Source organism: Pseudomonas sp. O230 (assembly GCF_045447035.1).
GTDB lineage: Bacteria > Pseudomonadota > Gammaproteobacteria > Pseudomonadales > Pseudomonadaceae > Aquipseudomonas.
Window position 1 is genome coordinate 20,002 of record NZ_JBJGXN010000017.1, and the last position, 24,102, is coordinate 44,103.

Annotated in this window: 22 protein-coding genes and 1 pseudogene; 17 read left to right on the forward strand and 6 right to left on the reverse strand. The window is 59.4% G+C overall.

The features are described from left to right. Positions 1-174: 174 nt before the first annotated feature. The 3 genes from ACI77H_RS28990 (at position 175) to ACI77H_RS29000 (ending at position 1,872) form a co-directional block, all read left to right on the forward strand. Positions 175-645, forward strand: a complete 471-nt coding sequence (locus ACI77H_RS28990; RefSeq protein WP_407015272.1) for an arsenate reductase ArsC — start codon at positions 175-177, stop codon at positions 643-645. 11 nt (positions 646-656) lie between these two features. Continuing rightward, a complete protein-coding gene (arsH, locus tag ACI77H_RS28995; protein ID WP_407015274.1) occupies positions 657-1,331 on the forward strand; it encodes an arsenical resistance protein ArsH in 675 nt (224 codons plus the stop codon). Between the two features lie 139 nt (positions 1,332-1,470). Next, positions 1,471-1,872 (forward strand): GFA family protein, encoded by a 402-nt coding sequence (locus tag ACI77H_RS29000; RefSeq protein WP_407015276.1) that lies wholly within the window; start codon positions 1,471-1,473, stop codon positions 1,870-1,872. A 6-nt stretch (positions 1,873-1,878) separates the two neighbouring features. Here the strand turns inward: ACI77H_RS29000 and ACI77H_RS29005 are convergent, their stop codons facing one another. After that, positions 1,879-2,835 carry an AraC family transcriptional regulator gene (locus ACI77H_RS29005; RefSeq protein ID WP_407015277.1) on the reverse strand — a complete coding sequence of 319 codons (957 nt, stop codon included), beginning with the start codon at positions 2,833-2,835 and terminating at the stop codon, positions 1,879-1,881. 198 nt (positions 2,836-3,033) lie between these two features. Between ACI77H_RS29005 and ACI77H_RS29010 the strand changes: the two genes are divergently transcribed. From ACI77H_RS29010 to ACI77H_RS29025, 4 genes are all read left to right on the forward strand, one after another. Then, positions 3,034-3,987: a hypothetical protein gene (locus ACI77H_RS29010; RefSeq protein WP_407015278.1), complete on the forward strand. Its 954-nt coding sequence runs from the start codon at positions 3,034-3,036 to the stop codon at positions 3,985-3,987. 72 nt (positions 3,988-4,059) lie between these two features. Continuing rightward, positions 4,060-4,482, forward strand: coding sequence for an MAPEG family protein (locus tag ACI77H_RS29015; RefSeq protein ID WP_407015279.1), 423 nt, complete (start codon positions 4,060-4,062; stop codon positions 4,480-4,482). Positions 4,483-4,744: 262 nt separating this feature from the next. After that, positions 4,745-5,095, forward strand: a complete 351-nt coding sequence (locus tag ACI77H_RS29020) for a hypothetical protein (RefSeq protein ID WP_407015281.1) — start codon at positions 4,745-4,747, stop codon at positions 5,093-5,095. Between the two features lie 174 nt (positions 5,096-5,269). After that, complete coding sequence (locus ACI77H_RS29025) at positions 5,270-5,725, forward strand: VOC family protein (RefSeq protein WP_407015283.1); 456 nt, start codon at positions 5,270-5,272, stop codon at positions 5,723-5,725. Positions 5,726-5,744: 19 nt separating this feature from the next. On the opposite strand, the gene ACI77H_RS29030 is transcribed toward ACI77H_RS29025, so the two are convergent. Beyond that, positions 5,745-8,768, reverse strand: a complete 3,024-nt coding sequence (locus ACI77H_RS29030; protein ID WP_407015285.1) for an FAD-binding and (Fe-S)-binding domain-containing protein — start codon at positions 8,766-8,768, stop codon at positions 5,745-5,747. Between the two features lie 157 nt (positions 8,769-8,925). Here ACI77H_RS29030 and ACI77H_RS29035 point away from each other — a divergent pair, with 157 nt between their 5' ends. Beyond that, on the forward strand, positions 8,926-9,810 hold the full coding sequence (locus ACI77H_RS29035) for a LysR substrate-binding domain-containing protein (RefSeq protein WP_407015287.1): 885 nt from the start codon (positions 8,926-8,928) through the stop codon (positions 9,808-9,810). Between the two features lie 169 nt (positions 9,811-9,979). Here the strand turns inward: ACI77H_RS29035 and ACI77H_RS29040 are convergent, their stop codons facing one another. Then, the gene (locus ACI77H_RS29040; protein ID WP_407015289.1) at positions 9,980-10,438 is read right to left on the reverse strand and encodes a metallophosphoesterase family protein; all 459 of its coding nucleotides are present in this window, start codon (positions 10,436-10,438) and stop codon (positions 9,980-9,982) included. A gap of 50 nt (positions 10,439-10,488) precedes the next feature. Then, positions 10,489-11,775, reverse strand: coding sequence for an agmatine/peptidylarginine deiminase (locus ACI77H_RS29045; RefSeq protein ID WP_407015291.1), 1,287 nt, complete (start codon positions 11,773-11,775; stop codon positions 10,489-10,491). Here ACI77H_RS29045 and ACI77H_RS29050 point away from each other — a divergent pair. Beyond that, a pseudogene (locus tag ACI77H_RS29050) lies at positions 11,771-12,367 on the forward strand (LysR substrate-binding domain-containing protein); the annotation flags it as partial. The gene ACI77H_RS29045 and the pseudogene ACI77H_RS29050 sit on opposite strands and share 5 nt — an antisense overlap. 139 nt (positions 12,368-12,506) lie before the next feature. Here ACI77H_RS29050 and ACI77H_RS29055 read toward each other — a convergent pair. Further along, positions 12,507-12,887, reverse strand: a complete 381-nt coding sequence (locus tag ACI77H_RS29055) for a RidA family protein (RefSeq protein ID WP_150632989.1) — start codon at positions 12,885-12,887, stop codon at positions 12,507-12,509. A 39-nt stretch (positions 12,888-12,926) separates the two neighbouring features. Beyond that, positions 12,927-13,913, reverse strand: coding sequence for a GNAT family N-acetyltransferase (locus ACI77H_RS29060; protein ID WP_407015293.1), 987 nt, complete (start codon positions 13,911-13,913; stop codon positions 12,927-12,929). Between the two features lie 207 nt (positions 13,914-14,120). Between ACI77H_RS29060 and ACI77H_RS29065 the strand changes: the two genes are divergently transcribed. From ACI77H_RS29065 to ACI77H_RS29100, 8 genes are all read left to right on the forward strand, one after another. Next, entirely contained in the window at positions 14,121-15,431 is a 1,311-nt protein-coding gene (locus ACI77H_RS29065) for a flavin-containing monooxygenase (protein ID WP_407015295.1), read from the forward strand. A 23-nt stretch (positions 15,432-15,454) separates the two neighbouring features. Beyond that, complete coding sequence (locus ACI77H_RS29070; protein ID WP_017338215.1) at positions 15,455-15,871, forward strand: RidA family protein; 417 nt, start codon at positions 15,455-15,457, stop codon at positions 15,869-15,871. A gap of 126 nt (positions 15,872-15,997) precedes the next feature. Continuing rightward, positions 15,998-16,675 carry a DUF1028 domain-containing protein gene (locus ACI77H_RS29075; RefSeq protein ID WP_407015297.1) on the forward strand — a complete coding sequence of 226 codons (678 nt, stop codon included), beginning with the start codon at positions 15,998-16,000 and terminating at the stop codon, positions 16,673-16,675. Further along, the gene (gene argE / locus ACI77H_RS29080) at positions 16,672-17,823 is read left to right on the forward strand and encodes an acetylornithine deacetylase (protein ID WP_407015299.1); all 1,152 of its coding nucleotides are present in this window, start codon (positions 16,672-16,674) and stop codon (positions 17,821-17,823) included. The genes ACI77H_RS29075 and argE overlap by 4 nt, the downstream gene beginning before the upstream one ends. Positions 17,824-18,546: 723 nt before the next feature. Next, positions 18,547-19,857, forward strand: a complete 1,311-nt coding sequence (locus ACI77H_RS29085; protein WP_407015300.1) for a nucleotide sugar dehydrogenase — start codon at positions 18,547-18,549, stop codon at positions 19,855-19,857. A 58-nt stretch (positions 19,858-19,915) separates the two neighbouring features. Next, the gene (locus ACI77H_RS29090) at positions 19,916-21,397 is read left to right on the forward strand and encodes a glycosyltransferase family 2 protein (protein WP_407015302.1); all 1,482 of its coding nucleotides are present in this window, start codon (positions 19,916-19,918) and stop codon (positions 21,395-21,397) included. A 64-nt stretch (positions 21,398-21,461) separates the two neighbouring features. Continuing rightward, entirely contained in the window at positions 21,462-22,676 is a 1,215-nt protein-coding gene (locus ACI77H_RS29095) for an HlyD family efflux transporter periplasmic adaptor subunit (protein WP_407015303.1), read from the forward strand. After that, a complete protein-coding gene (locus tag ACI77H_RS29100) occupies positions 22,673-24,073 on the forward strand; it encodes an alginate biosynthesis protein AlgK (RefSeq protein WP_407015304.1) in 1,401 nt (466 codons plus the stop codon). The genes ACI77H_RS29095 and ACI77H_RS29100 overlap by 4 nt, the downstream gene beginning before the upstream one ends. The last annotated feature ends 29 nt before the right edge of the window (positions 24,074-24,102 follow it).

The window sequence follows — 24,102 nt, forward strand, 5'->3', positions numbered from 1 at the left end:
GCACATTGAACATCCACGCAAGGCGCGTGATTAAGCGTCCTCAGGCTTGCGTTCTGAAAGCCGTCGACCATTTCACGTCGGTTGCGGGGCGTGAATGAGCAGTTAGACAGCATTTGACCAGCTCATATGGGTAACCGTATATTCGAATAACCATATGTGCAAATAGGAATCACCATGCGCGTTCTGTTTATGTGCACCGCCAATAGCTGCCGCAGCATCCTGTCCGAGGCGATGTTCAATCATCTTGCGCCGCAAGGTTTTCAGGCGATCAGTGCCGGCAGCTTCCCCAAGGGCCAGGTTTTGCCGTGCAGTCTTGTGACGTTGCAGGAGGCCGGCATCGCGATCGACGGGTTGAGCAGCAAAGGCAACGACGCGTTCGAAGCCAATCCACCGGACATTGTCATCACCGTCTGCGACAACGCCGCTGGCGAGGCGTGCCCGGTTTACTTCGGGCCGGCGCTCAAGGCCCACTGGGGATTGGAAGACCCCTCTGAAGTGCAGGGCAACGAAACGGTCGTCACCGCAGCCTTCCACTCGACCCTGGCGCGTATCGAAACACGCTGCCGTGCCTTCCTCGCCCTGCCCTTCGGCGAACTTGACCGAGATGCCTTGAAGCGCGAACTCGATCGTATCAGCACCCTCTGACCGGAGCCCTCATGACCCACGAACTACCCTGTCTCGACGCCTCCCTGACTCAGTCCATTGCCGGTGACGACCCCCGGCACAAGCCGCGAATCCTGCTGTTGTACGGATCGACCCGACCGCGTTCATTTAGTCGCCTGCTGGTCGAGGAAGCCGCCCGCTTGCTCGAACACTTCGGTGCAGAAACGAGGATCTTCAATCCATCGGGCCTTCCTCTACCGGATGACGCACCGAGCGATCACCCGAAAGTCCAGGAGTTGCTCGAGCTGATGCAATGGTCCGAAGGACAGGTCTGGTGTTCGCCCGAGCGCCACGGTTCGATGTCTGCCGTGTTCAAGGCGCAGATAGACTGGGTACCGCTCGCGATAGGCGCCATTCGCCCGACCCAGGGAAAAACCCTCGCAGTGATGCAGGTCAGTGGTGGCTCTCAGTCGTTCAACGTGGTGAATCAACTTCGCGTGTTGGGGCGCTGGATGCGGATGTTCACCATCCCCAATCAATCCTCCGTACCGAAGGCCTATCTGGAATTCGACGAAGACAACCGCATGAAACCGTCCTCTCTTTATGACCGGGTGGTGGACGTCATGGAGGAGCTTGTGAAGTTCACCCTGTTGCTGCGGGATCGTCCGGACCTCGTTGACCGTTACTCGGAACGCAAGGAGTTGGCAAAGGAACTGCCGATGACGTAGATCGAGAAAAGCCAGGCATGTGCTCTTGGCCAAAAGTGGACCCTCGCATCGGCGAACAAACAGCCTGAGGCACTCGCTCGACACTGCATCTGCCCACCGCTTACAGTGCCGTCCCCTCATCATTGGAACGCCAGCAAAAATGACCGAGACCTTACAAGGCAGTTGCCTTTGCGGCGCCGTCAAATACCAACTCGGGTCACGTCCAAAAGCCGTTTCGCACTGCCATTGCAGCCAATGCCGCAAAAGCCATGGAGCTGCATTTGCGAGCTATGGCAGTGTTTTGCGTGGCGACTTTGATCTTGTACAGGGTAACGATGACATCCGGTCTTACCCGTCCTCGGAATCTGTCGAGCGCCAGTTTTGCACTCGCTGCGGCTCGTCGCTATTCTGGTCAACCAGCCAGGGCGAATACTCCGATTGGATCTCCATAGCGCTTGGGACATTGGACACCTCCTTTGCGTGCGACAAACAGAAGCATGTCGAGGTGACGTCCAAGGCTGTATGGCATGAAATCCAGGATCACTGGCCGCAGTCTCGCTAGCCCTGCTCATGCCGATTGTCTGCGCCAGGTGCCGGGTGATGTGCCGAACTGGCGTTTGAAGGCGCGACTGAACGCGGCTTCGGATTCGTAGCCAACTGCAAAACCGACTTGCGCCACACTCCCGCGACCTTCGCGCAGGTGCTGAGCCGCCACGTGCATACGCCAAAGCGTCAGGTATTGCATCGGTGGTTGTCCGACCAATGCCGTGAATCGCTCGGCGAATACCGAGCGCGACATGCCAACTTCAAGCGCCAGGCCTTCTGCAGTCCAGCCCTCGGTTGGCCGAGCATGAAGCAGCGCCAATGCGCGCCCGATAGGCGGATCCCGCAAACCCGCCAGCCACCCGCGCCGCTCAGCAGGGAGGCTCGCAACATACTGGCTGACGGCTTCGACAAAGAGCAATTCGGATAGCTTGGCGATGACCGTTGTCGAGCCGACGCGCCCCGCCGCGATCTCACTGACAGCAAATCGGAATGAGCTTTCAATCCAGGCTCCCGAAGCCGTCGCGCGCATGTCCAGTTTCAACAAGGATGGCAGCGACGAAAGCAACGGACTGAACGGCGTTTCAGAGCCGAGGAATCCGCACAGTAATTGTGTGACCTCGCCGCCCCCACCGTACTTGATACGTGAAATGCCGCCGACCTCCGGCGGCTGAATAACGTCGCGCGCCGACATGGGCGCAATGCTTAGATCACTGCCAAACGTATGAACGTCATTGCGAGGTATGAGAATGAGTTCGCCTGCCCGCACGTCGAGGGTGGCGCCATCGCCGATTCGCAATTGCATGTGCCCCGCCGCGACAAAATGCGACGCAATGATATGTCGGGGTGCCGCCAGGAACGGTTTGCAATCATCCGCGGAAATTCTTCCGTTGATGCACCAAGGCGCAGTGAGTTCCGCCTCGAGAAAGACCCCGCCAGACAGCCGAATGACACGCAGGACATCAGAAAGCGCATCCAACAATTGCCAGCCCTCCTTTCCGGAGTCCGGAGCATGTAATCAGGCGCACCAGTCATTCTTCGCCTGAACGGCGAGGTCTAGATTAGCACCAACGTGGACTCAGTGATCGAGACGATCCCCAGAGGCTTCAACCAGGCTCATTGGCTCCGACGTGAACCGTAATTGCCCCCTTCCAACTCAACCAGGACGCAGGAGATCGAGATGAACACCGTCGCTACCCGACCCGGCGCAGATTCGGGCAACGCCGCCCGTTATGCTCAACTTGTCAGATCCTCGAAGAAAGCCGAATGGCAGATCGACCGCGATTTGTTACAGGACCGCAGCTTCGACTTTTCGCGAAAATTCTTGCCCGACGGACTCTCGCGGATCGACCGCCTGACCTTTCTCACCACGGATGAAGCGCGCCTGCTCAGTCAGATTCAGGGCCGAACCTATGCGTATATCTTTGGCCTGGTCGAGCGTTTTATCAGTGCCAAAATGCTCGATCAAGGTCGGGCCCATGTCTTTGACGATCAGTTCGCGCTCGAAGCGCTGGTGCGTTTTTCCAATGATGAGATCAAGCACCAGGAGCTGTTCCGGCGCATAGAGGCGATGATGGGCTCGCAATTGCCAGCGGGATATCGTCAAGTTGCCGATCCAAACGATGTGGCGCGCGCGGTACTGGCGGCCAGCACCTGGTCGGTGCTGGCGCTGACCTGTCATATCGAGCTTTTTGTTCAAACGCACTACGCAAAAAGCATCGCCCCGCGCGAGGAGTTGTGCCCGCTCTTCAAGGATGTCTTCAAATTTCACTGGAAGGATGAAAGCCGGCACGTCGTACTCGATGAGCTGGAGTGGCAGGCGGAGCATGCGAAACTTTCGCCAGCCGAGCACGACCAGGCCGTGAACGATCTGATTGCGCTGGTGACAGCCGTCGACGTAATCCTGCAGGCACAATCGGCAGCCGATGCCGACTACTTTATTCGCAATGTTTCACGATCGTTCAGTGTTGACGAGACAGCGCAGATCAAAGCCTGCGTACTGAGCGCCTACCGCTGGCAATACATTATCTCGGGCGTGCAGCACCCACACTTTGGCCAGCTGCTTGTGCACATGACAACACCCGCACAGATGTCCAGGATTCAGACCGCGCTGGCTCCCATCATGAGCAATTGATCGACGGGGCGCGACCGACCGCGCGTCGGCCGCGCAGCTGTGAAATGACGCGCTGAATCGAGGATGGCAGCCATGACGATACCGATGTGGATGTTGCTTGGATTTTCAACCTGGACTTTGCTGCTGTTGATGGCAACGGTCGGGGTGTATCGCTGGGTCAGAATCCTGTTCTCGAATGTTCCGATTGCCTCTTTCCGAAGCGATCAGCTCGAGGGCGAGGATTGGTATCGGCGCGGAACAAGAGCACACGCGAACTGTGTGGAAAACCTGCCGGTCTTTGGCGCCATCGTGTTCGTGATTTCAGCCCTTGGCGTCAACACCCCTGCCGTTAACTACTTGTGCATACTCGTCCTGATCGCTCGCGTGTGCCAGTCTCTGGTTCACGTATCTCATGCGCAAACCGGCAGGTTGGTGGCGGTTCGGTTTACCTTCTATTGCGTTCAACTGGTCTGTTTCCTCGCGCTCATTGTTACAGCGGCTTGTTACGGCGTATGAGTAATTTGAAGAGAGGAATGAATCCAGGCCCAGGAGTGCTTGCCGGAAACGTCGAGGGCAATGCTTTGCCGTTCTCGGCAAGCGCGTGCCACCGACTCACCTCTGTGACCCTCCAACGCCTTGAAGGACAAGGCACTCAGCGAGTGGCCTGACTTTTGCTCTGCTACTCGGTGACCAACCAAGGAGCGTGAAAATGATCGGAAGCAACTTACCTGCGCCGCAATACGTTGATGCGCTCAAAAGGTCTTTGGAAAGTGGCAACGTGACCGCCGGCAAGATCCAGATCGCCAATGTGACAGCGCAAACCCAGGCACAGATCGATAAAAGTTTTCGCGAGGCAGAACGCGATCTGGAACAGCTGAAAGCCCGCTATAAATCTGATCAAAACCCGGCAACGTTCGACGCGAAAGGCAACGCTGTCGAATTGCCCAATGAGCAGTTCATCAGCAAAAGCGGCGCTTCGCCTGTGGTGGAAGACCTCCAGCCTCTGATCAAATCCGGAAGCCTTGAAGAGAACACCATCAGCGCTAACCATGGCGACTTCTCGATTGACAGCACTGCGGTCTATCAGGAATGGCTGTTGGCTCGTGGGAGCGTTGATGTATCTGTGTAGGCAAATTGGAGGGGCACTTGAGTAACCCTGCAAATGCACAATTGGCGCTGCGCGCAAGTGTTAGCCGCGCAGCTCTCGATTCAACTGTTCGGTGCGCAAACAGCTACGTGAAAACCCTGCTGATGCTGAGGCTGCGGTCACTGCCCTGGACACCGGATCGAAAAGAGAAATGCAATGGAACTGAAGTTCAGTCACGTCGATGTGCTGGTCATGAATCTCGAAGAAGCCTGTGCTTACTACGCACAGACTCTGAAGGCCAGGATCTCTAAAACGCTCGTCTGGGAACGCGGTGGTCTGCACGTGCGCTACGCGATTGCGTTGATCGGTCAGGAGCGTTTCATGCTGGTGCAACCGTTGGCGGGGAATCTGAAGGAGCTTTTGGACTCGTCGGGCGAAGGCATGATTTACCGCCACTGCTACTCCACGCCGGACATCGAGCAGGCCTATGACGAATTGCTGGCCACGGGTGTTCAGCCAGAAGACGAAAATGGAAAACCACTCGCCCGCGCGAACCTGCAATCCCCGTCCGGGGCCCGCATCATCTGGTTGCCCAAGCGCTTCGGGCACTTCTCCATCGAGATATTGGAAGACAAGGCGCTGGAAGCATTTATCGAGGAGGCGTTTGCCTGAAAGATGTTACTCGCCCGCCTCACTCAACGCGCACATGCTCCAACACCACTTCCAGCGGGTGACGCAGTTGCCTGTTGGCCAGGCGCTTGACCTGGCTGCGGCACGAATACCCGGTCGCCAGCGCCTCACCTGCCTTCTCCAGCTTGCCCGCCCATGACTGCTCGAAAATAGTCCGCGAGGTCTCCTGGTTACGCGCTTCATGGCCGTAAGTACCCGACATGCCACAACAGCCGGTCGCCTCGGTCACCAGTTTCAGCCCCAGCCTGGCAAACACGGTTTCCCATTGCGAAGTACTGGCCGGGACGTTGGTCTTCTCGGTGCAGTGCGCCATCAAACGAAACGCCTGAGTCGCGCCGCGAGGCCGCTGAGGCAACGCGTCAACCAGCCACTCCTGGGGCAGCAAGACGTTCGGGCAGCCGTCGAGGCCCGGTATTTTCTGATACTCCTGGCGGTAGACCAGCGTCATCGCCGGGTCCAGGCCAACCAACGGCACAGCGTAGTCGGCCAGGGCCTTGAGCTGATTACCGTTGCGGATCGCTGCCTTGGCGAATGCGCCGAGGAAACCCTGCACGTGCAGAGGCTTGCCGTTGGCACTGTAGGGCGCCAGAAACACGCGGTAGCCCAACTGATGCGCCAACTGGATAAAGCTCGCCAGCAACGGTGTTTCAAAGTATCGGGTGAAGGCGTCCTGCACCAACACCACGCTTCGCTCACGTTGTGCGGCAGTCAATTCGCGCAGGGCTGGCACACTGGCGACAGCAACTTTGCAGCGCGTCAACGTGGCCTGCAAGTCGTAGCGGTTGATCAGCGGACTGTCGAGCATGCCGACGTGCCGTTCAAGCAAGCGGCTCACCCATTTCGAGCCCATCACCGCGTTGTACAGGCCCGGTGCGTAGGCCATGTAGGGAATGGTGAACTCCAGCGAACCGATCAGATAGTCGCGGATCGGGCGTTGATAGCGACCGTGATACAGCTCGAGAAAACGCGAACGGAACTCCGGAACGTTGACCTTGACCGGGCATTGTCCCGCGCAGGACTTACAGGCCAGGCAGCCGGCCATGGCGTCGTACACCTCATGGGAAAAATCCGCTTCGCCGTGCGAGCGCGCGAGGTTATTGCGCAAGCGCGTCGGCAAGCCGCTCAACCACGACAACTTGCCGCGGGCCGCTTGCAAGACGTCAATGTTGGCCGCGCCTTGCAGACGCAACCACTCGCGAATCAATGACGCCCTGCCCTTCGGCGAGTGCTGGCGTTCGCGGGTGGCCTTCCACGACGGGCACATCGCATCGTTGGGGTCATAGTTGTAGCAAGCGCCGTTCCCATTGCAGTGCACGGCGCTGCCGAAACTCTGCCAGACGCGCTCGTCGATTTGCCGATCCAGATCACCGCGCAGCGTCACTTCGTTGACCTTGAGCAGGCCTTGGGTGGCATCCGGCGGGGTGCAGATCTTGCCGGGGTTGAGCTGATTGTGCGGGTCGAACGCGCCCTTGAGCGATTGCAGCGCCGGGTACAGCTCGCCAAAAAACTCAGGGACATATTCCGAACGCAAACCCTTGCCGTGCTCGCCCCACAGCAAACCACCATAGCGCCGTGTCAGCTCGGCCACGGCATCCGAAATCGGCTTGACCAGCGCCGCCTGGGCCGGGTCTTTCATGTCCAGTGCCGGGCGCACGTGTAACACGCCGGCATCGACGTGACCGAACATGCCGTAGGCCAGGCCATGACCGTCGAGCAAAGCGCGGAACTCGGTGATGTAGTCCGCCAGTTTCTCCGGCGGCACGGCGGTGTCTTCAACAAAAGGCTGCGGGCGAATTTCGCCTTCGACGTTGCCCAATAGCCCGACAGAGCGTTTACGCATGGTGTAGACACGGGTCACCGCTTCGGCACCTTCGGCCAGCGTGTGGCCCAGCCGTTCGATCGTCGTGTCGGCCTGCAAATGCGTCACGAACGACGCCACGCGAGCGTTCACTTGCGCCGCGTCTTCGCCGCTGAATTCCACCAGGTTGATGCCCAGCGTCGGGTGCTCGGCATCCGTCGGGAAATACTCGGCGACGCTGTGCCAGACGATGTCTTTCATCGCCAGCAGCAACACTTTGGAGTCCACGGTTTCGATGGACAGCGGTTTGTGTGCCAGTAACGCGTTGGCATCGCGCAACGCATCCATGAAGCTGCTGTAGCGCACGTTCACCAATACCGAATACTTGGGAATCGGCAGCACGTTGAGCTTGGCCTCGACGATGTAACCCAGCGAACCTTCCGCTCCGCACAGCACGCTATTGAGGTTGAAACGCCCCTGCTCGTCGCGCAGGTGCGCCAGGTCGTAACCGGTCAGGCAGCGGTTGAGTTTAGGGAACACCGACTCGATCAGGTCGGCCTGGGTTTCCTGAATCTGCCGCGCGGTACGGTAGACCTCACCGATGCGGCCGGGCTGCGTACACGCCGCTTCCAGCTGCGAGTCGGAAAGCGGATGGCTGTGCAGGCGTTCACCACCGAGCAATACGCTGTGCAGTTCCAGCACATGATCGCGGGTCTTGCCATAGGTGCAACTGCCCTGGCCGCTGGCGTCCGTGTTGATCATGCCGCCCACGGTGGCCCGGTTGGACGTCGACAGCTCCGGGGCGAAAAACAGCCCGTGGGGCTTGAGCGCTGCGTTTAGCTGGTCTTTGACCACGCCCGCCTGCACCCGCACCCAGCGTTCGGCGACATTGATTTCGAGAATGGTGTTCATGTGCCGTGACAAGTCGACCACGATGCCATCAGTCAACGACTGGCCATTGGTGCCGGTACCTCCGCCCCGCGGAGTCAGCTTGATCTGGCGAAAGCGCGGTTCGGCCATCAACGTCGCGATGCGCACGATATCGTCCGCATCCAGTGGGAACACCGCCGCTTGCGGCAAACGCTGGTAAATCGAGTTGTCGGTCGCCAATACGGTGCGGGTGGCATAGTCGGCACTGAGCTGACCGCGGAAACCGTTGGCACGCAAGGCCTGGAGGAATTCCGGGTACTGTGCCGCGGGTGCAGCGGTAGGCAACGGGGCGATCATCGCTGGAGGGTCTCTTGTAGGTCTATCACGGAAAAATCAAAACACTTGTCGCCTGAGCATTAATAGGTCAGCCTCAGGTCGTCGGCTTAGCCAATGATCCTGCAGGCTCTGGCGCCGGACAAACGGATAATCCTGCCGCTATCGATGACTTTTACGAATGAATTACCGCCACCTCACCCCTTCCATGTCGTTGCTGCTGGCGTTTGAAGCCGCCGCCCGGCATGAAAGCTATACCCGCGCTGCGCTGGAACTGTCATTGACCCAAAGCGCCGTCAGCCGGCAAGTCCAGGCGCTGGAGCAGCAACTGGGCCTGACGCTGTTTCGCCGCGAAGGCCGACAGGTGCAATTGACCGATGTCGGTCGTCTTTACCAGCGGGAAATGAGTGACGCGCTCGGACGCATCCGCAGCGCCACATTGCAGGCGCTGGCTTATCAATCAGGCAGCGGAACCTTGCGCCTGGCCACTTTGCCCACGTTCGGCTCGAAGTGGTTATTGCCGCGCCTTCATGATTTCTACAAAACCCATCCAGGCATGCTGGTGCACATCAATTCCCGGATCGAAGCCATCGACTTCGAAACCAGCGGCATCGATGCCGCGATCGTCGTCGGCACTGCCGACGTGCCGGGCCTGATCAGCCATCGACTGCATACGGAAGAACTGATGGTGATCATTTCTCCACAAGCGGCCGCGGCCCATGACGCCTGGACCCCGGAACGCATTGGCGGACAGACGCTACTCAACGTCGCGAACAATGCCAACGTCTGGGGCGAGTGGTTCAGCCACCACGGTTTGCCCCATCGGATGATGCGTCTGGGGCCCAGCTTCGAACTCACTTCACATTTGATCCAGGCTGTAAGAGCGGGTATCGGCATCGGCCTGGTGCCGCGCATCCTGGTGACCGACGAGTTGGCCAACGCCGAACTGATCAGCCTCGACCAGCCCTTCGCCAGTCAGCGCAGTTACTACCTGACCTACCCTCCGCGCAACGAAAGGCTGCCCTCACTGATCGCCTTCCGTACCTGGCTGCTGGAGCAAATATAAGCGACGCCGGCTGAGTGTTCCGCCGGGCGCCGCCATCGCCGGCAAGCCGGCTCCTACAATGCAACGGCGTACGCAGGACCGAGCCATCCCCCAATCCTGTAGGAGCCAGCTTGCTGGCGATTCAGGCGACGCGGCGATCCGACCAGCCGCGCCGTGGACTTCGCGAACGTCACTCCAGCAGCGAGACCAGGCGCGGCTCTAGCACCGTCTCGACTACCTCCAACAACGCCAGCGTCACCGGCAGCTTGAAGCGCCTGCGGCCCGCGCTGCCCGGATTGAGGTAAAGCCGTTCGCCGCGCCATTCGATACACGGCTTGTGCGAATGGCCGGTGATCACCAGTTTAATGGTTGCATCGAGCACGACCGGGGCATCGGCGATGTCATGCACCAGCAACGTCTCCCACCCGTTGAGGTTGAAACGCAGGCAATCTGCAACATCCTTTGCCCAGGGAGCGTCCAGGTCATTGTTCCCGCGCACAACGTGCAGTGGGGCGATGGACGCCAATTGATCGAGAATGTCGAGGCGGCCGATATCGCCCGCATGGATGATCCGCTCACACCCCTCCAAAGCAGCAAGGGCCTCCGGGCGGAGCAAGCCATGAGTATCGGAGATCACGCCAACTTTCATGCAAAGCTCCAGACCAGGTTCGCGATGTGGAACATCGATGGATGTCCAGACTAAACCAACGGCTGATGACTGGTCACACAATGTATTCCGCCACCGCCGGCGGAAATTGCGTCGATATTGAGTTGCACCACCTCGCGATCCGGATAGAGCCCGGATAACAGGGCAAACGCCTTGGCATCTGCCGGTTTGTCACCAAACTCTGGCGCAATCACTGCGCCATTGATCACGAAGTAGTTGATGTAGCCCGCCGCAAAATCCGGGTTGTTGCGGTTGAACTTGCTCTTTCGTGGATGGAGCGGCGGCGACACCGTATGTACCTGCAGCTTGCGACCCTCGGCATCGGTGGCGTTTTTCAGAATTTCCAGATGGGCCCGCGTGACTTTGTAATCGTAAGACTGGGGGTCGTTGTCGAGGTTGGCGATCACCACGCCGGGCTTGACGAAACGCGCGTAGAAATCGACATGCGCATCGGTGATGTCCTTGCCCTTGATGCCCGGCAGCCAGATGATTTTGCGCAGGCCGAGTCGGTCTTTCAGTTCCTGTTCAACTTCGGCCTTGCTCCAGTCAGGGTTGCGATTGTGGTTGATCCAGCTGCTCTCGGTCATGATCCCGGTGCCGTGACCGTCCACTTCGATACCACCGCCCTCGCCCACCCGTTCGCTGCGCAGGTAACGGGCCTGCGTCACATCGGCCACCTGTGCCGCCAGTTGCGCATCGTCGGCGTGCTGCTGTTTGTTGCCCCAGCCGTTGAAGTTGAAATCCACGGCGCCAAGTTCGCCCTCGCCATCGATGACGAAGTTGGCGCCGATGTCGCGCATCCAGATGTCGTCAAGCTCGGTAACGACGTAGGTGATGTTGCGCTCGCCGCATTGTTCTTCGGCCAGGCTCCGCTCGTGCGGGCGACAGAAAACGGTGACCGGTTCATGGCGGGCGATGGTACGCGCGATCAGGCCAATGGCCGCTTGCACGTCGGCCGTAAAATCCTCCCAGATCGATTCTTGTGCACCAAAAGCGATGCCCGGGTTGCGGTTGGGGTTGAGCAGCACCGACTCGGTGGTGATCAGCGTGCCCTCGCCGTCGACATGAATCGCCCCGCCTTCGTTACTCAGCGGTGTGCCAAAACACTGCACGCCAAGTTGGTTGAGTACGCAGCGCGCCAGGCCTTCATCCAGATCGTGCGCCGACTTGCCGCCCCACGCGTTGAAGCGCCAGCTCACACCGGCCAACCCTTGTTGCGGGTGGCAGACGAAGCTTGGGCTGGAGTCGCGACACCAACTGTCGTTTACCGCCAATTCGATCAGTTCGATGTTCAGCCCACAGAGCGCCTTGGCACCCAATCAACTGGTGCTCAACACCACGCCGACGTTCGCTCGTCATTGGCTGCTGCCACGCCTGGGGGATTTTCGCCGGCAGCATCCGGAAGTCGATCTGTGGATTTTCAGCACCGATGAAGTCCCGGACATGACCACCCAGACCATCGACCTCGCCGTGCGCGATGACATCAGCTCCCAGGCTGAGTGCAGCTTCAAGGTGCTGCACACCGACCGCCTCTATCCGGCCTGCTACCCCGATGTGCTGGCGCTGCCCAGCGAACAGCGCACCACCCTGCACGGCGAGCGGGAAATGGACTGGAGTCATTGGGCTGTGGAGGCTGGCATCGATGTCGGGCAGAAGGATCAGGGGCTGAATTTTTCCGACCCTGGTTTGTTGCTGGACGCGGCGTGCGCGGGGCTCGGTATTGCGCTGGTCAGTCAGCTATTAAGTCGGCAAGGGCGTGACGACGGGTTGCTGCAACCATTGGTGGAGGAAACCATTCGCGGGCCGAACTGGGCGTTGCTGACTCACCGTGACAGGGAGAACAATCCGTTGGCGCGCAGTTTTATCGAGTGGTTGCTGGGCAATCTGGCACCCGCCAGCAAGACGATGTAACGAACAGCTCTGCGAAAAGCGCCGTCGTTGCAGGAGCCGGCTTGCTGGCGGTCGCATCACCACGGTGTACCTGAAAAACCGCGGCGTACTCAATCGCCAGCAAGCCGGCTGCTACAGGTCGCGTATCACGCGCGCCAACTCAGCCCTTGGCCGCCATCGCGGTCACTTCCACACGCATGCCGTCAACCGCCAGCGAGGCCACGCCAACCGCCGCACGCACAGGCCATGGCTTGGCGAAGAAACGCTTGTAAACCTCGTTGAACGCGGCGCGGTCGGCCATGTCGGTGAGGTAGATGGTCAGGTGCATGACCCGGTCCATGGAACTGCCGGCGCGCTCCAGCGCGACCTTCAATGCCTGCAACGTGCACTCGCTCTGCAGGGTGATGTCGCCCAGTTCCAGGCTGCCGTCGGCGCGGGTCGGGATCTGCGTGGAGACCAGGATGCCGTTGAAGCCGGCAACGTCGGAGGAGATGGAATCCGCGTCGGGATCGGGGGTGAAGGTAATGTCTTGGTTGGCCATGGGGTTCTCTTGTTTGAGGGAATAAAAAGTGTGGGCAGTTTACAGCGTCACTTGGCGACTTGCGCCGCCTGACTGAGCATCGGGCCGGCGGCGGGTGAATTGCTGTTCGGTGACGACGCGGCCCCACTGACTCCCTTGCTCCTCGTGCGTCAGCGCAAATCCAGCGGCTTCATAGAGTCGACGCGCGGCGTCCAGCCCCTTGAACGTCGATAGTTCGATAGCCTCGAAAGCGAACCGGTCGCAGAACGCGACCGCCTCGCGCAACAACAGGCGGCCAACCCCGCCACCACGGCAACCCTCGTCCAGGATGAACCAGCGCAGATGAGCCTGGTTGTTGCCCAGGTCCTGACCATCGATGGCGATCGAGCCGACGATGCGATCATTCATTGTCGCTACCCAGATATGGTTGCCCGGCTGGTCCAGGCGACCGACGAACTCAGCAACGCCTCTGGCAACCTTGCTCTCAAAAAACTGCCCGAATCCGCAGTGCCTCGCGTAGAAAGCAGCCTGCATTTCCGTCACGCGCCCCACGACTCCGGGGCGATAACCGGCGCTGATCTCAACCGAGGTGCGCGGCGTTTGGCCTTCGCCTGTACGACGTGCATTCAGCGCATGGGCATACGCAGAAAGCCCTTGGGCGACCGCCTGTTGTTGCGATGGATTCAAGTGCTCCAGAGCCGTTTTGACTTGCAATTGGCCGTAGGCATGGATCGCCGCAACCGTGCGCCGGCCCTGCTTCGTCAGATGCAGACGCTTGACGCGACCATCGTTGTCGGCACTTTCCATCAACTCACCGGCCTTGATGAGCTTGGCCACCATGCGGCTGACACTGGACTTGTCCAGGTCGAGCAGCTGCACGAGCTGTGCGGCGGTCACGGCTACTCGGGTCTCGATTTCCAACAGTGTGTGTACGGCTGAAGGTGAATAGTCGGTGGCCGCCAGCGTGGCGCGCATAAAGCCCAACTCACGCACCATAGTGCGCGACGCAGAGCGGATTTCTTCAACCAGTGCCGGATCAGTGGTCACTTCAAGTCCCTCCTGAAATTTAGTTGCACAATACAACTATATTTCAGCACAGGGGTTCAACAGTCGCCGAATGAAACGCTCTGCCTCAGTTATTTATACTCAAATGCCAGCTTAATAATATTTTACCGATACCAGGGTCATCCCTAGTCTTGAGCCCAAGAAATGGCAGGCCGCTCGCGACCTAAATCCAACTCGAAGGGTATAGAGATGACCACTGAAAAAATAACAACAGATACGCTGATTGTTGGCGCCGGTCAGGCTGGCGTGGCCATGAGTGAACACCTGAGCAAACTGGGCGTGCCGCACCTGGTGCTGGAGCGCAACCGTATTGCCGAGCGCTGGCGCAGCGGACGCTGGGATTCGCTGGTGGCGAATGGTCCGGCGTGGCATGACCGTTTTCCTGGCCTTGATTTTGACGACCTCAGCCCCGACGCGTTTGCGCCGAAAGAGCGTGTCGCCGATTACTTCGAAGCCTATGCGAAGAAATTCAACGCGCCGATCCGCACCGGCGTGGATGTGCTGAAGGTTGAACGCAACATCGGTCGTCCGGGATTCACCATTGAAACCTCTGAAGGCGTGATCGAAGCCAACCGCGTGGTCGCCGCCACCGGGCCGTTCCAGCGTCCGGTCATCCCGCCGATAGCACCGCAAGATCAGCCATTCCTGCAGATTCACTCCGCCGAATACCGTAACCCGCAGCAATTGCCTGAAGGCGCTGTTTTGGTGGTCGGTGCCGGCTCATCCGGTGTGCAGATCGCCGATGAATTGCAGCGCAATGGCAAGCAGGTTTACCTCTCCGTAGGCGCCCATGACCGCCCTCCTCGCGCCTATCGCAACCGGGACTTCTGCTGGTGGCTGGGGGTGCTTGGCGAGTGGGATCAAGCGGCGATGAAACCCGGTCGTGAACACGTGACCATCGCGGTCAGCGGCGCACATGGCGGCCGCACGGTGGACTTCCGCGGGTTGGCCCATCGCGGCATGACGCTGGTCGGTCTGACCCAGGCATTCAACGGCGGCATTGCGACGTTCCAACCGAACCTGGCGGAGAACCTGGCTCGTGGCGACGAGAATTACCTGGCGCTGCTCAACGCCGCCGACGCCTACATCGAACGCAATGGCCTGGATCTGCCGGAAGAACCTGAAGCGCGCATCACCTTCCCCGATCCGGCATGCGTGACCCACCCGATTCTTGAACTCGACCTGGCCAAGGCCGGCGTGACCTCGATCATCTGGGCCACCGGTTTTGCCACCGATTACAGCTGGCTCAACGTTGACGCCTTCGACGACAAGGGTAAACCGCAGCATCAGCGCGGTGTGTCGAGCGAACCGGGGGTGTATTTCCTCGGTTTGCCATGGCAGTCGCGTCGCGGGTCTTCGTTCATCTGGGGCGTTTGGCACGATGCCAAATATGTGGCTGATCACATCGCCATTCAGCGCTCATATCTCGACTACCACGATGCGGCGCAACGCGCGGCCGAAAAAGGCCCGCTCCCCCATAAAACCACGGTCAGTGCCTAAGCCTTTTCTGTCAGGAGCGACAAATGTCCACGCCAACCCATACCCGTATTCGTATGTTCAACACCAAGGAAACCTACCCGAACCAGAGCCTGGACAACGACCTGTGCCAAGCCGTCCGCGCCGGCAATACGGTTTATGTTCGTGGTCAGGTCGGAACGGATTTCGAAGGCCGACTGGTCGGTCTCGGTGACCCGCGAGCCCAGGCCGAGCAGGCCATGCGTAACGTCAAACAGTTGTTGGAAGAGGCTGGCAGCGATCTGAGCCACATCGTTAAAACCACGACGTACCTGATCGATCCGCGCTATCGCGAGCCGGTGTATCAGGAAGTCGGCAAGTGGCTCAAAGGCGTGTTTCCGATTTCGACCGGGCTGGTGGTGTCGGCACTGGGGCAGCCGCAGTGGTTGATGGAGATTGATGTGATAGCGGTGATTCCCGAGTAAGCAGGGACCGCGTCGCGGCCATCGCCGGCAAGCCGGCTCCTACAGAATATCTACGCCCCCCGTGTAGGAGCTGGCTTGCCAGCGATGAGGCCCGCCCAGAAACCTCATTTGCCAAGGAGCACAACCATGACCTTCTCCATCGCTGCCCGTTGCCCCGAAACCGGCCAGTTCGGCATTGCCATCAGCTCCTCCAGCATCGCCGTCGGCGCCCGTTGCCCGTGGCTGCTGCCGGGTGTCGGCGCCGTGTCCACGCAAAACATCACCCTGCCCTCCCTCGGCCCGGACGTCCTCGCCCTGATGGAGCAAGGCCTGGCCCCTGCTGAAGCACTGGACAACGTCCTGACGCGCAATGGCTACAGCCAATACCGACAGATCACCGCCATCGACCACCTCGGCCAGACCAGCCACTTCAGCGGTGCGCAAACCCTGGGCAACCACAACGCTGTGTCCGGCGAACAATGTGTGGCCGCCGGCAACATGCTCGCGGAGCGCTCAGTGATCGAAGCCATGGTTGAAGCCTTCGAACACGGCGAAGGGCAACTGGCCGACCGCTTGCTCGCGGCGATGAAAGCTGCCATCGCCGCCGGTGGCGAAGCCGGGCCGGTGCATTCGGCGGCGCTGGTGGTGGTCGGCGAACTGACCTGGCCGATCATCAACCTGCGGGTCGACTGGGCGGACGATGATCCAATCGGCCAGTTGGAAAAACTCTGGGTTGCCTATCGCCCGCAAGTCCAGGACTACATCGACCGCGCCCTCGCCCCCGACAAATCCCCCGGCTACGGCGTCGCCGGAGATGACCGATGAGCAGCAGCCGCGATTTACTGCAAACCCTGGTGGCATTCGACACCACCAGCCGCGAATCCAACCTGCAACTGATCGAATTCGTCCGCGATTATCTCGCGAGCTTCAACGTACCTTGTGAACTGCTCTACAACGAGCAGCGCAGCAAAGCCAATCTGTTCGCAACAATCGGTCCGGCTGACAAGCCGGGCATCGTGTTGTCGGGGCATACCGACGTGGTGCCCGTTGACGGTCAACCGTGGACTGTCGCGCCGTTTGGACTCACCGAGCGCGATGGCAAGTTGTTCGGCCGCGGTACGGCGGATATGAAGGGTTATATTGCATGCGTTTTAGCCCTTGTTCCTTCGTTGGTGAACGCCTCGTTGCGACTGCCGGTGCACATCGCGCTTTCGTACGATGAAGAAGTCGGCTGCCTCGGCGTGCGGTCGTTGCTGGCGGAGCTGGAGCAACGGCCAGTCAAACCGATGCTATGCATTATCGGCGAGCCGACCGAACTCAAACCGGTGCTCGGCCACAAAGGAAAACTGGCGATGCGCTGCGATATTCAGGGTCAAGCGTGCCATTCGGCGCATGCGCCGCTTGGGGTCAATGCCATTGAGTACGCCGCTGAATTGATCGGTGAACTGGGGCGAATCGGTAACAGGCTCAAAGCACCCGAGCATCACGACAGGCGTTTTGATCCGCCTTTCAGCACCGTGCAAACCGGTGTGATTTGCGGCGGTAAAGCGTTGAACATCGTCCCTGCCGATTGCCGTTTCGACTTTGAAATCCGCGCATTGCCGGCCCATGATCCGAGTGAGGTTGCCCAGGCGTTGAAAGCCTACGCCGAGCAACAGGTTTTACCGCGCATGAAAGCCGTGAGTGAACACAGCGAGATTCACTTCAGCGAGTTGTCGGCCTATCCCGGTCTGGCGACCGATGCACACAGCGAGGCGGCCGAGTTGATCGCAGCATTCTGCGGCTCCCGAGAATTCGGCACAGTGGCCTTCGGCACCGAGGGCGGCCTGTTCGACGCAGCAGGCATCCCCACCGTCGTCTGCGGCCCTGGCAGCATGGATCAGGGCCATAAACCGGATGAGTTCGTCAGCCTCGAACAACTCACTGCCTGCGATGCCATGCTGCAACGGATGCTGCTATCGATCAGCGAATAACAATGATTGTGAACACCCCAAAATCCCCTGTGGGAGCGAGCTGGCCCACCGTCACTGGCGTATTGCTGGCTGGCCAATCGCGACACCGCGTACTAGCGCCGCCTCACTACCGGAACATTCGCCAACAGCCTCTAGTAGTCCGCACATTCAATCGAAAAAAAATCGCATTGATCCGGTTTTTTTGTTGCTTGAGCAAATCCCAGCTCCAAGATATTGACTATCGTACGCAATGAAAACGCCAATAAAACCGACACTAATTAATTGACATGTTTCAACAACTTTACAACATAAGAAAAACTTGATTTACCCTCGTTACAGAACTGTAAAATTGGTATTGCACCGCGCCAGTGCCGGCGCAAAAAAACAATATAATTTTCCGCCTGATCTTGGTGCATAAATGCACAGTCTACGCATATAACTAATCGCGATATAATATTTAAGCTATTATTTTTTAAAAGGTTTTTTTATTTTATTATTCGCACCCTGTCTATTGGCACTTTACTTGTAAGAGTCCTATTTATATTGTCGACACGAAGTGTTCGAAAATCCTGTTAAAAAAAATGACAGCACCCGAATAATGTATGTCTACACTCTTAGCTCTGCGAGTGCGGGCCCGACAATCAAGTTGAATCAAACTGCCGCTTAGTTAGCCAGATAGAGCAACTGTCGGCCTGTGCGGTATGCCGACAGCCTTCCGAATTCAGGTATATGGGGAACTCACCGATGCGTATCAGCATATTTGGTTTGGGGTATGTGGGTGCTGTATGTGCGGGCTGTCTCTGTGCTCGCGGCCATGACGTAATCGGGGTGGATGTCTCACAAGTCAAAGTAGACCTGATCAATCAGGGTAAATCGCCCATCGTCGAGCCGGGCCTGGAACTGCTGCTCGAGCAGGGGGTGAAGCTGGGGCTCCTGCGTGGCAGCGATGATGTGAAGGCGGCAGTGATGGCCTCGGAGATGTCGTTAGTCGTTGTTGGTACACCCAGCAAGAAGAACGGCGATCTGGATTTGGTCTACATAGAATCGGTCTGTCGCGAGATCGGCGAAGCCCTGCACACCAAGGACAGCTGGCATACGGTGGTGGTGCGTAGCACGGTGCTGCCGGGCACCGTGAAGAATGTGGTAATCCCGATACTGGAAGACTGTTCCGGCAAGAAGGCCGGGGTCGATTTCGGCGTGGCGATCAACCCGGAGTTCCTGCGCGAAAGCACCGCGATCAAGGATTACAACTGCCCACCCATGACGGTAATCGGTGAACTCGACCCGCGCAGCGGTGACCTGCTCGCCACGCTCTATCATGAACTGGATGCGCCACTCCTGCGCCGGAGCATCGAAGTGGCGGAGATGATCAAGTACACCTGCAACGTCTGGCACGCGACCAAAGTGACCTTCGCCAATGAGATCGGCAATATCGCGAAGGCCGTCGGTGTGGACGGTCGCGATGTGATGGACGTGGTCTGCCAGGACACCAAACTCAACCTGTCGCGCTATTACATGCGCCCAGGTTTCGCGTTCGGCGGTTCCTGTCTGCCCAAGGATGTACGTGCGTTGAACTACCGCGCCGGGCAACTGGATGTCGAGCACCCGCTGCTGGCCTCGATCATGCGCAGCAATGCGGCGCAGGTTCAGAAAGCCTTCGACATCATCACCAGTTACGGCAAGCGGCGTATCGCCCTGCTCGGCCTGAGCTTCAAGGCGGGCACCGATGACCTGCGCGAAAGCCCGCTGGTGGAGTTGGCCGAAATGCTGATCGGCAAGGGCTACGACCTGCATATCTTCGACCGCAACGTTGAATACGCACGTATCTACGGAGCCAACAAAGACTACATCGAGTCGAAGATTCCGCATCTGGCTTCGCTGCTACGCGCGGACCTCCCGAAGGTGATCGAGGAGGCGGATGTGATTGTGCTGGGTAACGGTGACGAGTCCTTCAAAGCCATTGCGCTTGATGTGCCCGAAGGCAAGCAGGTAGTTGACCTGGTGGGCTTCATGCAACACACCAGTGACGATCGGCTCGAGGGTATTTGCTGGTAAGTGCGGCGCTGGGCTGCCCCCCGAGCGACTCGGGGTTTATCGGATAGGGGTCACAGGTATGGCTGATTCCAGGGATTATTTGCGCGACGCTGCGGGGTGGCTGTTTTACCTCACCGCGCTGATGGCGCTTGCACTGTTGCTGCCGCGCTCAGTGTTCGATCCGCAATCCAGGGACTTTCTCCTGTTACTGGGGGCAGTCGGTATCTGGCGGTATTCGATGGGCGCTGTCCATTACCTTCGGGGCTTGCTGTTCCTGTATCTGGTGTTCCCGTACTACAGACGCAAAGTCACCCGGCTCGGCAGCATTGCCGATCCGTCGCACGTGTTTTTACTGGTCACCAGTTTTCGTATCGAGGCGCTGACCACGGCGCAGGTGTACCGCTCGGTGATCGAAGAGGCCATCGGCTGTGGCTATCCGACCACGGTGGTCTGTTCCATCGTCGAGCTCGCCGATGAATTGCTGATCAAAGCGCTCTGGGACAGTTACAGCCCACCGGAGCAGATCCAACTGAGCTTCGTGCGGATTCCCGGCACCGGCAAGCGTGATGGCCTGGCCCATGGTTTTCGCGCGATCTCCCGGCATGTGCCGGACGCCGATGCGGTGGTGGCGGTGGTCGATGGCGACACGGTGCTCACCGCCGGGCTGGTGCGGCAGACGGTGCCTTGGTTCAAGCTGTTTCCGAACGTCGGCGGGCTGACCACCAATGAGTTCTGCGAGGTGCGCGGCAGCTACCTGATGAGCGAATGGCACAAGCTGCGGTTCGCCCAGCGGCACATCAATATGTGCTCGATGGCACTGGGTAAACGAGTACTGACAATGACCGGGCGGATGTCGGTGTTCCGCGCCCAGGTGGTGACCGATCCCGGCTTTATCCAGGACGTCGAGCGCGATTATCTGCAGCACTGGCGTCTGGGCCGTTTCCGCTTTTTGACCGGGGATGACAAGTCCAGCTGGTACAGCCTGATGCGGCTGGGCTACGACACCTTTTATGTGCCCGATGCAGCGATCAACACCGTCGAGCATCCCCCGGAAAAAAACTTCTTCAAGGCCAGCCGCAAGCTGATGTTTCGCTGGTATGGCAATAACCTGCGGCAGAACTCCCGGGCTCTGCACCTGGGCGTGCGGCGGTTGGGCTGGTTCACTTCGCTGGTGCTGCTCGACCAACGCGTATCGATGTGGGCCAGCTTGCTCGGGCCATCGGTGGCGATCATTGCCAGCCTCAAATACAGCATCGCCTACCTGATGATCTATGTGCTCTGGATCGGTTTGACTCGCCTGATCCTGAGTCTTCTGTTGCTGGCCTCGGGGCACCCGGTCGGGCCGGCTTACCCACTGATTCTCTATTACAACCAGTTGGTCGGCGCCATGGTGAAGATCTACGTGTTCTTCCGCCTCGACCAGCAATCGTGGACGCGCCAGAAAACCAAACTGGATCGCGGGCTGGCGAACTATCAGCGCTGGTTCAATACCTGGTCGTCGCGAACCATGACGTTTTCGGCCGGCAGCGTGTTTTGCGCGCTGCTGATGTGGATTGTGTAGCGCAGGTGTCAGGCAGTCGGCAGGCCGTGCCGGTTCGGACTCAATCGATGGGAAGGAACGCGATATGAACACCGCTTTTGTTGCTGTTGATGACAATGTCGTGCACGAGTCGGAGGTGCAGCGTCAGCATGCGCGGCTGACTCTACCGGCGAGGATCAAGTTTCACGGGCCCGACCGGGAGGCGTTCGATTGCGAGCTGGTCGACTTGTCGGCCGGCGGCTTCAGCCTCAGTCAACCGGGCACATCGCTGATCGTTGGCCGGCAACACAAAGGCAAGCTGGTGTTCCAGGTCGATGCACTAGGGTTCGCCATCGACGTCGAGTTTGTGGTGCGTTCGATTAACGACGAGGGGCAGCGGATAGGTTGCGAGTTCCACAACCTGCGTCCGCGCGCCATCTCCGCCTTGCGTTACGTGATCACCTCTTACCTTTCGGGTGGAGTGGTCCGCCTGGGCGACATGCTCGCGACCCAGCAGCGCGACAATTTCACCAAGCCGCGAAAGCACGAAAGCGGCAGCGGCATGGGTGTGTTCGCTCGCGTGCGGGCGACCACAGTCAGCCTGCTGATGTTCCTGGTGGGACTGGCTGCCTTTGCTTATGTGGCGCACCAGTTGTATGGCATTTACTTCATCACTCATGCCGAATCGGCGCGGGTCAATGTGCCCGGTCAGTTGATCGGTCTGCCGCGCGACGGCAGCGTCAATTCGTTAGTCAAAGTGGGCTCAGTAGTGGCCAAGGGGGCCCCGCTGGCGACCTTTTCCGCCTCGTTGCTGGATGTGATGAAAGGCAACCTGCCGCCCGGACAGGCGACGCCGGAAAATCTTGAACGCCTGTTCAGCCGAACCCTGCAAGGTTCGCTGACCAGCCCATGCGATTGCCGGGTGGTGTCGCAATTGGTGCCGGATGGCCAGGTCGTCGGCAAGGGCACCACGGTGTACGAGTTGATGCCGATCGACGGCGTGGCAACTATCGAGGCGCGCTTCCCCTACAAGAATTTCGCCAAGATCCAGCCCGGTAAGGCAGTGAGCTTCCAGCTGATCGGCGAAGCACAGCCACGCACTGGAAAAATCACCGCGGTGGCGCTGGACAACGGCGGCCTGGCCTCCGACCTGCGGGTCACCATTGAGCCTGACAGCCCGTTGCAAACCGATCAGGCCGGGCGGCCGGTGGAGGTCAGTATCGAAGACCTGCAGGGCAATGTCTGGGTGCAGACTGCCTCGGCGGCCAATACCTGGATGAAGAACACCTGGGAAAATAAAGTCATGGCGGCCGGAAAATGAACGGCGCAAGGCGATCCGGGCTGCGGTTGTCTGCGCTGGCCGCGGTTCTGACGATGATCCACGGTTGCGGCACCCTGCCCGATCAAGGGTTGGCGGGCGAGGCCATGGCGCGCGGCGATTACGAGACGGCTCGCAATAACTACGCGCCCCTGGCCGAGGATGGCTATGCCGACGCACAGGCCGGGATGGGCGACTTGACCGCCTCGGTGGGTGACCCGGCAAGCCTGAAAGAGGCTGAAGCCTTGTACCGGCGAGCCGCACCGACATCGGCCAAGGCGCAGTCACGTCTGGGCCGCTTGTTGCTACGTAAGGGGCCGACTACTCCCCGGCAAGTGCAAGAGGCCCGGCAATTTTTGGAAGACGCGCTGGATCAACGCGAATTCAGTGCGGTGGTGCCGCTGACGGTGTTGTACCTGGGTTACCCGCAACTGACGCCTGGCGTGGATCCGCAACAGAAGGTCGACAGCTGGCGCGCCAAGGGCATTGTCGAGGTGGATCTGGCGCAGATTCTGATTTACCGCAATCAAGGCACCTATAACGCTCACCTGCTGCAGATCGAACAGATGTGCCGGGTGCGGCTGGCGGTATTCGATGCCTGTTATATCGAGCTGGCCACCATCAACCGCATGCGCGCCCAGCCCAAGGCGCAAGCGGACTTGTTGGTGCAGTTGCGCCAGGCTTGGCACCGGGGACAAGTAGCGCCCTTGCGGGTCGAATCGGTGGCGCGCGTGCTGTCATCGCCGGCCCTCGAAGGCCAGGCCGACCCGCAAAGCGCCCAGCGCCTGCTCGAGGAACTGGCACCGGAGTATCCGCCGGCCTGGACCAGTCTGGCTCGGTTGATCGACGACTACCCCGCCCAAGGCGATGCGGCGCAATTACTCTCGGCCTTGCAGCGCGGGCGCGAAGCGCGCGATCCACGGGCGGAACTGCTGACCGGGCGGCTGTATTACCTCGGCAAATGGTTGCCGCAAGATCCGCGCCTGGCGCAAGAACACTTGCTCAAGGCGGCCGCGGCCGGTGAATTCAAGGCGCATTACTATCTGGGCCAGTTGTACCGGCGCGGTTACCTGGGCCAGGTCGAACCGCAGAAAGCACTGCAACATTTGCTGCTGGCAGCCCGCAATGGCTCGCCCAACGCCGATTTGGCCCTGGCCCACATGTTTTCCGACTCCCGCGGGGTCAAGGTCAATCGGATCAACGCTTTTGTCTTTGCGCAACTCGCACAACGCCAGGGCGTGGTCAATGCAGGGCCAGTGCTGTTGGCCGTGCAGTCGGGAATGACCCCGGCAGAGAAGAAAATCGCGCAACCCTTGCTTGAGGAAGAAGCCCAGGCCCGTCTGACGGGCGCGGCTTTAGCCAGGCTGCAAACTCCGGAAGATGGACAGGACTTACTATGAATCAAGCATTGTTGGCTGGTTGTGGTCTG